This window comes from Arthrobacter sp. B0316-5-4 (genome assembly GCF_059090325.1).
This window is the reverse complement of the sequence record NZ_JBNHFN010000004.1, coordinates 39,558-52,543: the sequence shown is the minus strand read 5'-3', so window position 1 is coordinate 52,543 and position 12,986 is coordinate 39,558. Positions and strand designations below refer to the sequence as shown.

Annotated in this window: 13 protein-coding genes; 11 read left to right on the top strand and 2 right to left on the bottom strand. The window is 63.8% G+C overall.

From position 1 onward, the window contains the following. The first annotated feature begins 164 nt into the window (after positions 1-164). Both hflX and AC5RU9_RS12270 read left to right on the top strand, forming a co-directional pair. A complete protein-coding gene (hflX, locus tag AC5RU9_RS12275) occupies positions 165-1,727 on the top strand; it encodes a GTPase HflX (protein WP_494016674.1) in 1,563 nt (520 codons plus the stop codon). Further along, complete coding sequence (locus AC5RU9_RS12270) at positions 1,720-3,780, top strand: ATP-dependent DNA helicase (RefSeq protein WP_494016673.1); 2,061 nt, start codon at positions 1,720-1,722, stop codon at positions 3,778-3,780. Before hflX ends, AC5RU9_RS12270 begins: the two co-directional genes overlap by 8 nt. Before the next feature lie 13 nt (positions 3,781-3,793). On the opposite strand, the gene lexA is transcribed toward AC5RU9_RS12270, so the two are convergent. Beyond that, on the bottom strand, positions 3,794-4,537 hold the full coding sequence (gene lexA, locus AC5RU9_RS12265) for a transcriptional repressor LexA (protein ID WP_211711865.1): 744 nt from the start codon (positions 4,535-4,537) through the stop codon (positions 3,794-3,796). A 349-nt stretch (positions 4,538-4,886) separates the two neighbouring features. Between lexA and AC5RU9_RS12260 the strand changes: the two genes are divergently transcribed. The 8 genes from AC5RU9_RS12260 to AC5RU9_RS12225 all read left to right on the top strand — a co-directional run bounded on the left by AC5RU9_RS12260 (position 4,887) and on the right by AC5RU9_RS12225 (position 11,063). Continuing rightward, positions 4,887-5,246, top strand: a complete 360-nt coding sequence (locus AC5RU9_RS12260) for a LysM peptidoglycan-binding domain-containing protein (RefSeq protein WP_494016672.1) — start codon at positions 4,887-4,889, stop codon at positions 5,244-5,246. An 80-nt stretch (positions 5,247-5,326) separates the two neighbouring features. After that, positions 5,327-6,445, top strand: a complete 1,119-nt coding sequence (locus AC5RU9_RS12255) for a histidinol-phosphate transaminase (protein WP_494016671.1) — start codon at positions 5,327-5,329, stop codon at positions 6,443-6,445. Positions 6,446-6,491: 46 nt separating this feature from the next. Further along, positions 6,492-7,118: an imidazoleglycerol-phosphate dehydratase HisB gene (gene hisB / locus AC5RU9_RS12250; protein ID WP_494016670.1), complete on the top strand. Its 627-nt coding sequence runs from the start codon at positions 6,492-6,494 to the stop codon at positions 7,116-7,118. Then, on the top strand, positions 7,115-7,864 hold the full coding sequence (gene hisH / locus AC5RU9_RS12245) for an imidazole glycerol phosphate synthase subunit HisH (protein ID WP_494016669.1): 750 nt from the start codon (positions 7,115-7,117) through the stop codon (positions 7,862-7,864). Before hisB ends, hisH begins: the two co-directional genes overlap by 4 nt. Positions 7,865-7,882: 18 nt before the next feature. Continuing rightward, on the top strand, positions 7,883-8,023 hold the full coding sequence (locus tag AC5RU9_RS12240) for a hypothetical protein (protein ID WP_211711912.1): 141 nt from the start codon (positions 7,883-7,885) through the stop codon (positions 8,021-8,023). 29 nt (positions 8,024-8,052) lie between these two features. Continuing rightward, positions 8,053-8,796 carry a bifunctional 1-(5-phosphoribosyl)-5-((5-phosphoribosylamino)methylideneamino)imidazole-4-carboxamide isomerase/phosphoribosylanthranilate isomerase PriA gene (gene priA, locus AC5RU9_RS12235; RefSeq protein ID WP_494016668.1) on the top strand — a complete coding sequence of 248 codons (744 nt, stop codon included), beginning with the start codon at positions 8,053-8,055 and terminating at the stop codon, positions 8,794-8,796. Further along, positions 8,796-9,707 carry an SseB family protein gene (locus tag AC5RU9_RS12230; RefSeq protein WP_494016667.1) on the top strand — a complete coding sequence of 304 codons (912 nt, stop codon included), beginning with the start codon at positions 8,796-8,798 and terminating at the stop codon, positions 9,705-9,707. The genes priA and AC5RU9_RS12230 overlap by 1 nt, the downstream gene beginning before the upstream one ends. 51 nt (positions 9,708-9,758) lie before the next feature. Beyond that, positions 9,759-11,063 (top strand): MFS transporter, encoded by a 1,305-nt coding sequence (locus tag AC5RU9_RS12225; RefSeq protein WP_494016666.1) that lies wholly within the window; start codon positions 9,759-9,761, stop codon positions 11,061-11,063. 86 nt (positions 11,064-11,149) lie between these two features. Here the strand turns inward: AC5RU9_RS12225 and AC5RU9_RS12220 are convergent, their stop codons facing one another. Next, positions 11,150-11,548 (bottom strand): DUF1844 domain-containing protein, encoded by a 399-nt coding sequence (locus AC5RU9_RS12220; RefSeq protein WP_309991528.1) that lies wholly within the window; start codon positions 11,546-11,548, stop codon positions 11,150-11,152. A gap of 380 nt (positions 11,549-11,928) precedes the next feature. On the opposite strand from AC5RU9_RS12220, the gene infC reads away from it, so the two are divergent. Beyond that, complete coding sequence (gene infC / locus AC5RU9_RS12215) at positions 11,929-12,960, top strand: translation initiation factor IF-3 (RefSeq protein ID WP_494016665.1); 1,032 nt, start codon at positions 11,929-11,931, stop codon at positions 12,958-12,960. The last annotated feature ends 26 nt before the right edge of the window (positions 12,961-12,986 follow it).

The following is a 12,986-nucleotide window of genomic DNA, read 5'->3' as shown; positions in this document are numbered from 1 at the left end:
GGATCCTTTTCCGTTGAATCGCAGCGGCCACCACTGCCTTTGAGGCGTGGCCGCCCAGCACACAGGAGGCCCCTTTGGCCCAAGCCCGTCAGCCCAGCGCGAATAGCGCCCCATCAAACAGCAAACAGCACTATTCTGGAATAGCCGAACAGTCTAAGGAGACCATGACCACCCAGAAGCACTCCGGATCCGATTCCGACGCCCAGGACATGAGTCCTGAACAAATCCAGGCCGTCATCGACCGGATTCTTTCCAAGGATGTACCTGCGCAGGCATCCAGCGACAACGATGCCAACAGTGTGTTTGGCAAGGCGCAGGCGATCTCCACGCTGGACCAGGAACACAGCATTTACGACGGCGACCAGGAAGATCTGGCTGAACGCCGTGCCCTGCGTCGTACCGCCGGGCTTTCCACGGAACTCGAAGACGTCACTGAGGTTGAGTACCGGCAGTTGCGCCTTGAGCGCGTCGTGCTCGCCGGCCTCTGGACCGAGGGAACGCTCGCCGATGCAGAGAACTCGCTGCGCGAACTCGCTGCTTTGGCTGAGACCGCAGGCTCGGAGGTGCTGGATGGCTTGGTACAGCGCCGCACCAAGCCGGACCCAGGGACTTTCCTTGGATCAGGCAAGGCCCAGGAGCTAAAGGACATCGTGGCAGCGACGGGCGCCGACACCGTGGTGGTTGACACGGAACTGGCACCTTCGCAGCGACGCGGCCTGGAAGACATCGTCAAGGTCAAGGTGGTGGATCGCACCACACTGATCCTGGACATCTTCGCCCAGCATGCCAAGAGCCGCGAAGGCAAGGCCCAGGTTGAGTTGGCCCAGCTGGAATACCTCCTTCCGCGTCTTCGTGGTTGGGGCGATTCCATGTCCCGCCAGGCAGGTGGCCAGGTGGGTGGTGCCGGAGCAGGCATGGGTTCACGTGGTCCTGGTGAAACCAAGATCGAGCTGGACCGTCGTCGAATCCGCACGCGAATGGCCAAGCTTCGGCGTGAAATCGCCGCGATGAAGCCGGCGCGCGAGACCAAACGTGCCAACCGCCGTCGTAATGCCGTTCCGTCCGTCGCTATCGCCGGGTACACCAACGCAGGTAAGTCCTCGCTGCTGAACCGCCTGACCGACGCCGGTGTCCTGGTGGAGAACGCCCTGTTCGCCACGCTGGATCCCACCGTCCGCAAGGCGCAGACTCCGGATGGCATCGGGTACACCCTCGCCGACACCGTGGGGTTTGTCCGTTCGCTGCCCACCCAGCTGATCGAGGCCTTCAGGTCCACGCTGGAGGAAGTGGCGGATGCGGACCTGATCCTGCATGTCGTCGACGCTTCCCACCCGGATCCCGAGGGACAGATCGCCGCGGTGCGGGCAGTCTTCACCGAAGTGGATGCGCGCAAGGTCCCGGAGATCATCGTCCTGAACAAGGTGGATGTAGCCGATCCCTTCGTCGTGGAGCGCCTGAAGCAGAAGGAGCCCCGCCATGCCGTGGTTTCCACCCGTACAGGCCAGGGCATCGCGGAATTGCTGGAGGACATCAGCCGGTCCATTCCGCGGCCGGGTGTGCGCCTTGAGTTGCTCATTCCCTACGACCGCGGCGACATGATCAGCAAGCTGCACAGCTCCGACTCGGAAATCCTGAGCCTTGACCACGAGGAATCCGGGACGCGTGTGGTTGTCATGGTCCGCGAAGGACTCGCAGCCGAACTGGAGTCATTCGTCAGCAATGGTTGAGAAGGTGGCGGCGGACGCCGTTGAGTCGGTGGGCGAAAAGGCCACTCTCGAATTGTTGGACCGGGCTGTTGCCGGCATGGGCGGACAAAGCCGTGCCGGCCAGCACGAGATGGCAAAACACGTTGCCCGGGCGATCGAGACCGGGGAGCATTTGCTCGTCCAAGCGGGGACCGGAACAGGTAAGTCGTTGGCGTACCTGATTCCGTTGATCGCGCATTCGATGGACAGCAACAAACCAACCCTCGTGTCCACCGCCACCTTGGCATTGCAAACCCAGATTGTCGGCCGCGACCTTCCCCGGCTGTTGGAGAGCCTTAACCCCGCCCTTGAACGCCCCGTCAACGTGGCCTTGGTGAAGGGCCGGGCAAACTATGTCTGCCGGCAGAAACTTGAGGGCGGCTTCCCCAGCGAGGAGCCCTCCGAAGGGCAACTGTTCTCCCTGGGTGAGGACACAAGCGTTCCGCACTTCACTGCCTCCATGGGCGGGCCGCAATCGCAGCTCGGCAAGGAAGTGGTCCGGCTTCGCGAGTGGGCCGAAAAGACATCCACCGGTGATCGCGACGAACTCATGCCGGGAGTCACCGACCGTGCGTGGCGGCAGGTTTCGGTCACGTCCATGGAGTGCCTCGGCGCGCAGAAATGCCCGTTGGCTGAGGAATGCTTCAGCGAACTGGCGCGGTCCCGGGCGGCTGAGGCCGACGTCGTCGTCACCAATCACGCGATGCTGGCCGTGAGTGCCTTTGAGGGCTTGGCCGTGCTCCCCGAGTACGACGTCGTGGTCGTCGACGAAGCCCACGAACTACAGGACCGTGTCACCGGAGCGGTATCCGGCCAGCTCTCAGTGGCCATGGTCCATGCCGCAGCGTCCAGTGCGCGCAAGCACACGGCCATCACGGTGGATGCCCTCAACGCCGCGGCGGACCGGCTGGATATGGCCATCGCAGGCGTGCCCAACGGCCTGTTGCCCAACGGGCTCAACGACGAACAGCTCGACTGCCTGGACCAGTTGCGGGATGCCACGCGCGCGGCACTGTCCGATTCGAAGACCGACTCTTCAAACGCGGTCGACGGCGGACGGCAGCTGGCGCGCTCACGGCTCATGCTCATCCTGGAATTGTGCGAACGCATGCTCGCCGCCAAGGAGAACCGGGAAGTTGTGTGGTTCTCGCGAAACAGCAACTTCGACCCCCAACAGGGCTACTCGCAGCCTGATGAAACAGCACCCGCTCTCATTAACATTGCACCGTTGAGCGTCGCGGGCCGTTTGCGTGACGGACTTTTTGCCGGCCACACAGTGGTCCTCACCTCCGCGACGCTGGCCATAGGCTCGGCCTTTGAACCGGCCGCCGGCGGGTTGGGGTTGATCGGGGACGGGGCCCCGAGCTGGACGGGGATCGATGTTGGGTCGCCGTTCGACTATCCCAAGCAGGGCGTGCTCTATGTGGCCAAGCACCTGCCCAAGCCAGGCCGCGGAACATCACCAGAGGCCCTCGACGAGCTGGAAGACCTGATCCGGGCCTCGGGTGGGGGAGCGCTATGCCTGTTTTCCTCACGGAGGGCCGCCGAGGAAGCAGCCGATGCCATGCGGCTCCGCCTCGACGTGGACATCCTTTGCCAGGGGGAGTCCACCATGGCGGCGTTGGTCAAGCAGTTCGCAGACGAACCGGACACCTGCCTTTTCGGCACCATGTCCCTGTGGCAAGGTGTGGACGTTCCAGGCGGTTCCTGCCGGCTGGTTGTCATAGACCGTATTCCGTTCCCGCGCCCCGACGATCCCCTGATGACCGCCCGTTCACGGGCAGTCGCCCAGTCCGGCGGAAACGGCTTCATGGCCGTATCGGCCACCCACGCAGCCATTCGGCTGGCGCAGGGGGCCGGACGCCTCATCCGTTCAACGGGTGACAAGGGTGTGGTGGCGGTACTGGATTCCAGGCTTTCCACAGAACGTTACGGTGGGTTCCTCAGGGCCGCGCTGCCGCCCTTCTGGGCTACAACCGACCGCAAGGTAGTACGCGGCGTCCTTGAGCGGCTGGGGTCCGCGAAGGCCTCCTAAAGGCCTCAGGAGGCTAGAGGGAGCGCAGGACCGAGACGACCTTGCCCATGATGGTGGCTTGATCGCCAAGGATGGGCTCGTACTGGGTGTTCTGGGGGAGCAGCCACGTGTGGCCGTCGCGCTGCCGGAACGTTTTGACGGTTGCCTCGTCGTCCAGGAGCGCGGCCACGATGTCTCCGTTGATGGCGTCGTTCTGGCGCCGCACCACCACCCAGTCACCGTCGCAGATGGCCGCGTCAATCATGGAGTCGCCGGCGACCTTCAGCATGAACAATTCGCCATGCCCCACGAGCTGCCGCGGGAGGGGGAGTACGTCCTCCACGGTCTGGTCGGCCAGGATGGGACCACCTGCAGCGATGCGGCCTACCAACGGAACCATGGCGGTGTCGCTGGCGCTGGCCAGTTCCGTCACAGCGAGTCCGCCAGTGCTGCGGAGTGCCGTGGGCGCCTCGACCCCGGGGATGGGACCGCCGTCGAGGGTCAAGGGCATCAGGACTTCCATGGCACGCGGCCGCTTCGGATCGCGGCGGAGGTACCCGAGCTTTTCCAATTGGGACAGCTGGTGGGTGACGCTCGAGAGGCTGGCAAGGCCGACGGTGTCGCCGATCTCGCGCATGCTGGGCGGATAGCCGTTGTCGTTCACGGACCTCTGGATGGTCTCCAGGATCTTCTTCTGACGGACGGTCAGGCTCTTGGGGCTCTTTTGAGGCTGTTGGCTCCGCAGGGGTACCCCGCCGCCTGTGGCTTTCGCTGCCATGTTCGCCAATGCCTTTCCATTCCGTCCCCGGAGCGTGTCCGGGGATGTCGGGCCTGCAAAAATGTCAGACCCTCCTGTTCCACTGAAACAGTGCTGTTTCTTCACTCAAACGTAGGGCAGCCAAAGGCGTTTATCAAACATTTGTTCTAGCGAGTCTCGACACCGTTCGTTGATAAGTGCTAAAAATGTCTTAGCAAGGTTCGAATATGTGTTCTATAAACCTGACGCTGGGGCCCGATGTTCGAAGAAAGTGTTCGAACGCCGGGGGTTGGCGGAAGGGAACACCAAGAATTGGCAGCCACGTACCGGGAATCCGGCTCGGTGGCAATAGCTCAGAAGGGCTCAGCTCATGTCCGCAATCACTACGTTCGCTGATTTCCGCACCACCCAGGCACCCGCCCGCCTGCGTCTGACCCGGCGGGGGCGGATCGTTTTCTTCGGCATTCCCGCCATGCTGCTGGCGGCTGCGCTGTTGAGCCTTGCCGGTTTCATTACCTCCCCTGCGAAGGCCTCCGACTCACAGGCCGAGCTTCGGCCGCCGGTCGCGGTCACTGTCACAGTCCAGCCCGGCCAGTCCCTGTGGGGTATCGCCGGTGCGGCAGCTCCTGAACGGGATCCCCGCGACGTCATTTCGGAAATCATCCAGCTCAATGATCTTCGTGGCGGCCGTATCCAGCCCGGTCAGCAGCTTTACGTACCCGCCAACTAAGTGTCGGCTGCCGCCCCGAAACGGAGGTGGCGCGGCGTCACAGTTAGTTTGCAGTCGCAGCGGCCCCTTAAACTGACGTAGTGAGTGAGCAGCTTGAACGACTTGACCGACTTCCCCTCCGGACCAACCTGCGTGGATTGAGCCCCTACGGCGCACCGCAGCTTGAAGTCCCCGTTTTGCTGAACGTCAACGAGAACACCCATGGAGTCCCCGCGGATGTGCAGGCCGCCATCACCGAGGCCGTTGCCGCCGCCGCCACTGGTTTGAACCGCTACCCCGACCGCGAGTTCACGGAACTCCGCGAGTCCCTGGCCGAGTACCTGGGCCACGGCCTTTCCCGGGACAACATTTGGGCGGCCAACGGATCAAACGAAGTCCTGCAGCAGATACTCCAGGCATTTGGTGGACCCGGCCGTAAGGCGCTGGGTTTCCCTCCCACGTATTCCATGTACCCGCTGCTGGCCAGCGGCACGGATACTGAGTACCTGCGCGGAGTCCGGGCCGACGACTACGGACTGGACGCGCAATCGGCCGCCGCCCAGGTCCGGGAGACCGGCGCCAACATCGTCTTCCTGTGCTCTCCGAACAACCCCACCGGGACGGGGCTCGGACTGGACGTCGTTGAGGCGGTCTACGAAGCCGGTGAAGCGAGCCAAGCGATCGTGATCGTTGATGAGGCCTACCACGAGTTTGCGCACGACAACACGCCCAGCGCGCTGACGCTGCTGCCCGGCCGTGAACGGCTGATCGTCTCGCGCACCATGAGCAAGGCTTTTGCCTTGGCCGGCGCCCGGCTGGGTTACATGGCTGCTGCCCCGGAGGTTACGGACGCGATCAGGCTGGTCCGGCTTCCGTACCACCTCTCGGCGATTACCCAGGCAACCGCCCTCGCGGCGCTGAGCCACAGGGAAGCGCTGATGGCCGATGTCGAGGACATCAAAGTGCAACGCGACCGCATTGTCACCGAGTTGCTCCGGATGGGGCTCAAGCCTGCCGCATCGGACTCCAATTACGTCTTCTTCGGCGGTCTCGAGGACCCGCACGCCATCTGGCAGGGTTTGCTCGATGCCGGAGTGCTGATCCGCGACGTAGGGATCCCGGGCCACTTGCGGGTGACGGCTGGGACCGAGCCGGAAACCACAGCCTTCTTGGTTGCCTTGGAAGCCCTTTTGGACGGCCAAGCTTCACAGCCCGCCTAAACTTGTCAATAGACCCAACCCATCCTCCGTGTATAAGGACGTCCCAATGAGCGAAACCGGCGCCACGCCGAACGCTGCCCGCACCGCGCGCATGGAGCGCACCACCAGCGAATCTTCCGTCCTGGTGGAAATCAACCTGGACGGCTCCGGTGTCTCGGACATCAGCACCTCGGTTCCCTTCTACGACCACATGTTGACGGCGCTGTGCAAGCATTCGCTGATTGACATGACCGTCAAGGCTACGGGGGATACCCACATCGACGCCCACCACACGGTGGAGGACGTGGCAATCACCTTCGGCGAGGTCCTGCGGACAGCGCTGGGCAACAAGGCCGGAATCCGTCGCTTCGGCGAGGCAACCATTCCCTTGGACGAAGCCCTGGCCCACGCGGTAGTGGATGTTTCGGGACGTCCTTACCTGGTGCACGGCGGCGAGCCTGCGGGCCAGGAATACCACCTCATTGGCGGACACTTCACGGGTTCGCTGACCCGTCACGTTTTTGAAGCCATCACCCTGCACGCCGGTATTTGCCTGCACATGCGGGTTCTGGCGGGGCGCGACCCGCACCACATCGTGGAGGCCCAGTTCAAGGCGTTCGCGCGGGCGCTGCGCGCTGCTGTGGAATCTGATCCGAGGGTCGAGGGAATCCCCTCCACGAAGGGAGCGCTATGAGCGGCCAGGTCCTGAAGGACGGGGCTGTCACCGACACCGTGGCCGCCATCAAGCCGGAATCACCGGAAGGCAAGCCCACCGTAACGGTGCTGGACTATGGCTCGGGCAACGTCCGTTCCGCTGTCCGCGCACTGGAACGCGCCGGTGCCCACGTCCTGTTGAGCGCCAAGCCCGAGGACGTTCTCAACGCCGATGGCCTGGTAGTTCCCGGTGTTGGCGCCTACGAGACTGTCATGAAGGAACTCAAGGCCGTCGATGCCATCCGCATGATTGGTCGCCGGGTGGCCGGTGGCCGGCCCGTGCTTGCCATCTGCGTGGGCCTGCAGGTCCTTTTCGAAGCCGGTGTTGAACACGGCACGGAGTCCGAGGGCATGGCCGAATGGCCCGGCAAGGTGGAGTTGCTTCCCGCGGCCGTTGTTCCGCACATGGGGTGGAACACTGTGGACGTCCCGGAGGGCTCCAAGCTCTTCGCCGGCGTTGAACAGGAGCGCTTCTACTTCGTGCACTCTTACGGTGTCCAGGAGTGGAACTTCGACGTCGTGCAGCCTCGCATGGCCCCTCCCATGGTCACGTGGTCCGAGCACGGCGCCCGCTTCATCGCCGCCGTCGAGAACGGGCCCCTCTGCGCTACCCAATTCCACCCCGAAAAGTCCGGTGACGCCGGAGCGCGGCTCCTCCGGAACTGGGTGGACAGCCTCCGCAAGCCTGCCTCCACGGTGGAAACCGCTGAAAGCGGTGCCGCCTAGATGTGGTCGGTTGTCCTCATGGGCCTCGCCGGTGTGCTGGTGGGAGGGGGAATTTCCTTCCATCAGCAGAAGAAGCCCACCTGGGTTTCAGTTTCTTTCTACGTGTTGGCAGGGATGTCCCTGCTGGCTGCCTATCTCCTGACGCTGCCCGGTAACTAATCCGCGCCCCCACAATTTCAAGGACACTCATGAGCACCTCCACCCAGTCCGTTCTGGAACTCCTTCCCGCCGTCGATATTGTCGATGGCCAGGCGGTTCGCCTCCTGCAGGGCGAAGCGGGTTCGGAAACCAGCTATGGAACGCCCCTCGAAGCTGCCTTGAACTGGCAGGAGGCAGGTGCTGAATGGGTACACATGGTGGACCTGGACGCCGCCTTCGGTCGGGGAAACAACGCCGCACTCATCAGCGAGGTGGTGTCGCAGCTTAACGTCAAGGTGGAGTTGTCCGGCGGTTTGCGGGACGACGAGTCGTTGGAGCGGGCCCTGGATTTGGGTGTTGCGCGGGTAAACCTTGGCACGGCCGCGCTGGAGAATCCGGAATGGACCCGTCGCGCCATCGAGCGCTTTGGTGACCACATCGCCGTCGGACTTGATGTCCGTGGCACCACCCTCGCCGGTCGTGGCTGGACCAAGGAGGGTGGCGACCTCTGGGAGGTGCTGGCGCGCCTCGAGGACGCCGGGTGCGCCCGCTACGTGGTCACGGATGTCACCAAGGACGGAACATTGCAGGGCCCCAATGTCGAGTTGCTGCGCCAGATGGTGGAGAAGACGGGCAAGCCCGTGGTGGCCTCGGGTGGTATTTCGAGCCTCGAAGATCTCCGCGTGCTGCGGGAACTCGTGCCGCTGGGCGTCGAAGGGGCCATTGTGGGCAAGGCCCTGTATGCCGGTGCTTTCACGTTGCCTGAGGCCCTGGACGTCGCCGGTCGCCGCTGATGCCGCACGACGCAGGACCCCAGCACGATGAACATGGCCACGGTGGGCGTCAGCTTCCTGGGCACATCGCGGCCGCTCTGAAAGGTGCCGGAGGAGCGGGCGATTCAGCGGGCCGCCCTTGGGCCGGCCGAAGCCTCAGCGGGGATGACGCCAAGATCCACAACTTCGAGGACGACGACGGCACGGCCGATCCCGGCTATACCGCGGCTATTGCAGCGCTCGTCAGTGGTACCGGCACCGAGGCCGACGTGGTGGCATCACTGGCCACGGCCAGGGTTTTTGTTCCGGTTGTCGCGCAACTCGCTGAGGAAGCTGAGGGTGTCGAAGGCTTGCACGCGGACAAGCAGGCCGATATGGCTTTGATCACACTCAAGGCCCCTGATGGCCGAACTGCGATGCCCGTCTTTACGTCCACGGCGGCCCTGGAAGCGTGGCATTCCGAAGCCCGTCCGGTAGCTGTCTATGCGGCGCGGGCAGCCCTGTCCGCGGTATCGGAAGATGCCCAACTGCTGGTACTGGACCCCGGCTCGGCGTACACGTTCGTGGTGCGGCGGCCGGCAATGTGGGCTTTGGCCCAGCAACGGGACTGGACGCCGTCATACCTTGATGATCAACTGGAGTCTGCTCTCGCTTCAGTAGCCCTGGAATTTCCGGCCGTGCGCGGTCTTGAGACGCGGCCCGGCGGTGGCGTGTCCTCGTTGGCGGCGGATGGCAGCGTAGTCGCCGGCGGAGGCCCCGGCCCGGAACTCCAGGTGGTGCTCTTCCTTGAGGATGGACTTGACGCCGCGGCCGTCCAGTCGCTGGTTGGTGGCCTGCACGAAGCGTGGGCGCGGATGGAGTTGTTTGCCGAAAGCGTTGACTCCGTTGAAGTGAAATTGCAGCGTGCAGCACAGGAGCCTGGGCGGCACTAACGGCAGTACCGGTCCCTCCGGGCTGCCCCGGGGGAACAAGAGGATTTGCCAGTGAATTTCGCTCTCTATAAAGAGATGCTGTCCATCCGCCCTGTCCGGCGCTTGCTGGTGGTGGGCATGATTGCCCGCATTCCGCATTCGGCGGCCGGCGTGCTCCTGACCTTGCACATTGTCCTGACCCTGGGGCAGGGATACGCCGCAGCGGGCGCTGCTGCCGCCGTCATGACGATCGGCATTGCGGTGGGCGCACCGTGGCGTGGCCGCCGGGTGGATACCGTGGGCCTGCGCCGGGCGTTGATTCCTTCTGTTGTGTCCGAAACGGTCATTTGGACGATTGTTCCGCACGTCTCCTATGAGTGGTTGTTGCCCCTGGTTTTTGTTGGCGGGCTCTTCACCCTCCCCATCTTCAGCGTGGTCCGTCAGTCGTTGGGCGTCATGGTGGATGGTGAGCAGCGCCGTTCGGCCTTCGCCCTCGATTCCATCGCCACCGAATTGGTCTTCATGATCGGCCCGGCCGTCGGCGCCGTCGTGGCCACTGCCGGCTTTTCGGCGCTGGGGCTGACCGCGGTGGGCATCTCGGTTTCCGTGGCGGGGCTTTTCCTCATGTGGTTCAACCCGCCAACACGAAGCGATGTCGCCTGCACACCGAAGGAGTCGGCCGATCGGGCTGCAGCAGACCTGGCGGCCGCCGAGGCTGCCATGGTGGCGTCCGCTCCGGCCCACGTCCAGGAGGCGGCCTCGGAGATGGCGCCTGCCACCTCCCGGACGGCGGCTATCCGCAGCAAGGTGGCCCGGAACTTCAGTTGGTTTACGGTCTCCGTTGTTGCCCTCTTCGCCGTGGCGGCCGGATCCGGCATGGTCCTGAGCGGCTCGGACGTGAGTATCGTGGGCCTGCTGGAGCGGGGCGGCCACCAGAACCAGATCGGCATTGTGTTCTTCTTCTGGTGCGCCGCGTCAGTTGTTGGCGGGCTGATCTACGGTTCCATGAAGCGGCAGATCTCACCCATGCTGTTGCTGCTGGGCATGGCTGCCTTGACCATTCCGATGGGTTTTGCCCAGGACACCTGGAGCCTTGCCTTCCTGTCGCTTCTTCCGGGATTGCTCTGTGCTCCTGTGTTGTCGGCATCGTCGGAGAAGGTGGCCGACCTCGTGGATGAGGAACGTCGCGGCGAGGCCATGGGCTGGTATGGGTCGGCCCTCACGGCCGGGGTAGCGCTCGGCGCGCCGCTGGCAGGTATCTTCATCGATAACGTGGGCCCTTCAGCCGGCTTCGCGGCGATCGGTGCGGCGGGAGTCGTTCTGTGCGTTGCCGGCCTGGCACTGATGTCGATGCGTCGGAGATCCGCTCGCGTCTGAGACTTACCGAAAAAGACGGAAACGACGACGGCGACCCAACCTGATGTGGTTGGGTCGCCGTCGTCGAATCTTGAGACTGTTGGGGGCTAGTTCACGGGTCCGGTGAACTTCTCGCCCGGGCCCTTGCCCGGGGCGTCGGGAATGAGGGAGGCCTCACGGAAGGCCAGTTGCAGCGAACGAAGGCCGTCGCGCAACGGACCTGCGTGCTGGGAGCCGATCTCCGGGGCAGCAGCGGATACCAGTCCGGCGAGGGCCGTGATCAGCTTGCGGGCTTCGTCGAGGTCCTTGAGGTCCTCGGCATGGGGATCGTCGGCGAGGCCGACCTTCACGGCGGCTGCGCTCATCAGATGGACGGCGCCGGTGGTGATGACCTCCACGGCCGGTACTTCCGCGATGTCGCGGATCTGCTGGGAAACGCCGGCATCAACGGCCGGGACGGCGTCTTCGCCAAAGGAGTTGCGGGAATTGCTGTCTTCAGTGCTCATACTGGTAAGCTTGTCACAGACCGACTGGAAGTCGTTATTTGCAGTCAATGATCCCGCCGCCCGCAATGTGCGCTTGGCGGGTTGTTTCTGTAGAATTGACTTTCAGTTAGCAAGCGGAGTTCTCTCCCACCCGCGTCAGCCGTTTCCCTTAGGGGACAGGATTCCTTCACAGGACAAGAGGTTGCCGGGTACCTGGTCGGACACTTTGAGGGTGAAAACCCCGAGGTGCGTACTTCCCTTAGGGGAGTGCCCCCGATCTTCGAGGCCTTCGATTGCGCCAGCAATTGGGGGCCTTCTCTATTTGCCGGTGACATCACCACAACCACAGGAGCTTTAACATTAGCGAGCCAAGAATCAATGAGCGTATCCGCGTCCCCGAGGTGCGGTTGGTCGGCCCTGCCGGCGAACAGGTAGGAATTGTCCGCATTGAGGACGCCCTGCGTCTTGCTGCCGAATCCGATCTCGATCTCGTTGAAGTTGCGCCGCAGGCCAAGCCCCCTGTTTGCAAGCTGATGGACTTCGGCAAGTACAAGTACGAGGCAGCCGTCAAGGCCCGTGAAGCGCGCAAGAACCAGACCAACACGGTTCTGAAGGAAATCCGCTTCCGCCTCAAGATCGACAAGCACGATTACGAGACCAAGCGCGGACATGCACTTCGCTTCCTCGGTGCCGGCGACAAAGTCAAGGCCATGATCCAGTTCCGTGGCCGCGAGCAGCAGCGTCCCGAAATGGGCATCCGCTTGCTGCAGCGCTTCGCGGAAGATGTTGCCGAGGTTGGCATCATTGAGTCCAGCCCGCGCATCGATGGCCGCAACATGGTCATGGTGATCGGTCCGCTGAAGAACAAGGCCGAAGCCAAGGCTGAAGCCCGCCGTGCAACCCAGCGTGCAGAAGCCAAGGCCCAGAACGAGGCCAAGGCGGCAGGACGCGTGGACACCACGGGGGAGCAGGCGCCGCTCACGCAGAGCCTGGCTGACCTTCTTCCCGAGGGCTTCCAGGTAAGCGAAGCAGAGCCCACGCAGGAAACTGTGGAAGCTCCCGAGGTCGAGGCTCCCGTAGCTGAAGAAGCCCCGGCAGCCAGCGAGCCCGAGGTTGTTGAGGAAGCCCCTGTTGTTGAGGAAGCTCCCGTAGTCGAGGACGTTCCCGCGCCGGCAGCCAAGGAAGCTGTGGCCGAGAAGGCCCCGGCAGCAAAGGCCGCCCCAGCCAAGACGGAATCGGCCAAGGCCGCCCCGGCCAAGACGGAATCGGCACCTGCTCCGGCAGCTCCGAAGCCGGTTGTACCGGCAGCGGCTCCGAAGCCCGCAGTTCCTGCGGCTCCGAAGCCCGTCGCCAAGCCGGCAGCTCCCAAGCCGGCAGCTCGTCCCGCGGCCCCCAAGGCCACGCCGAAGCCTGCTGCACGCAAGACCAACTAGTTCAACGCCGCGGAGGCCTGTCCTCC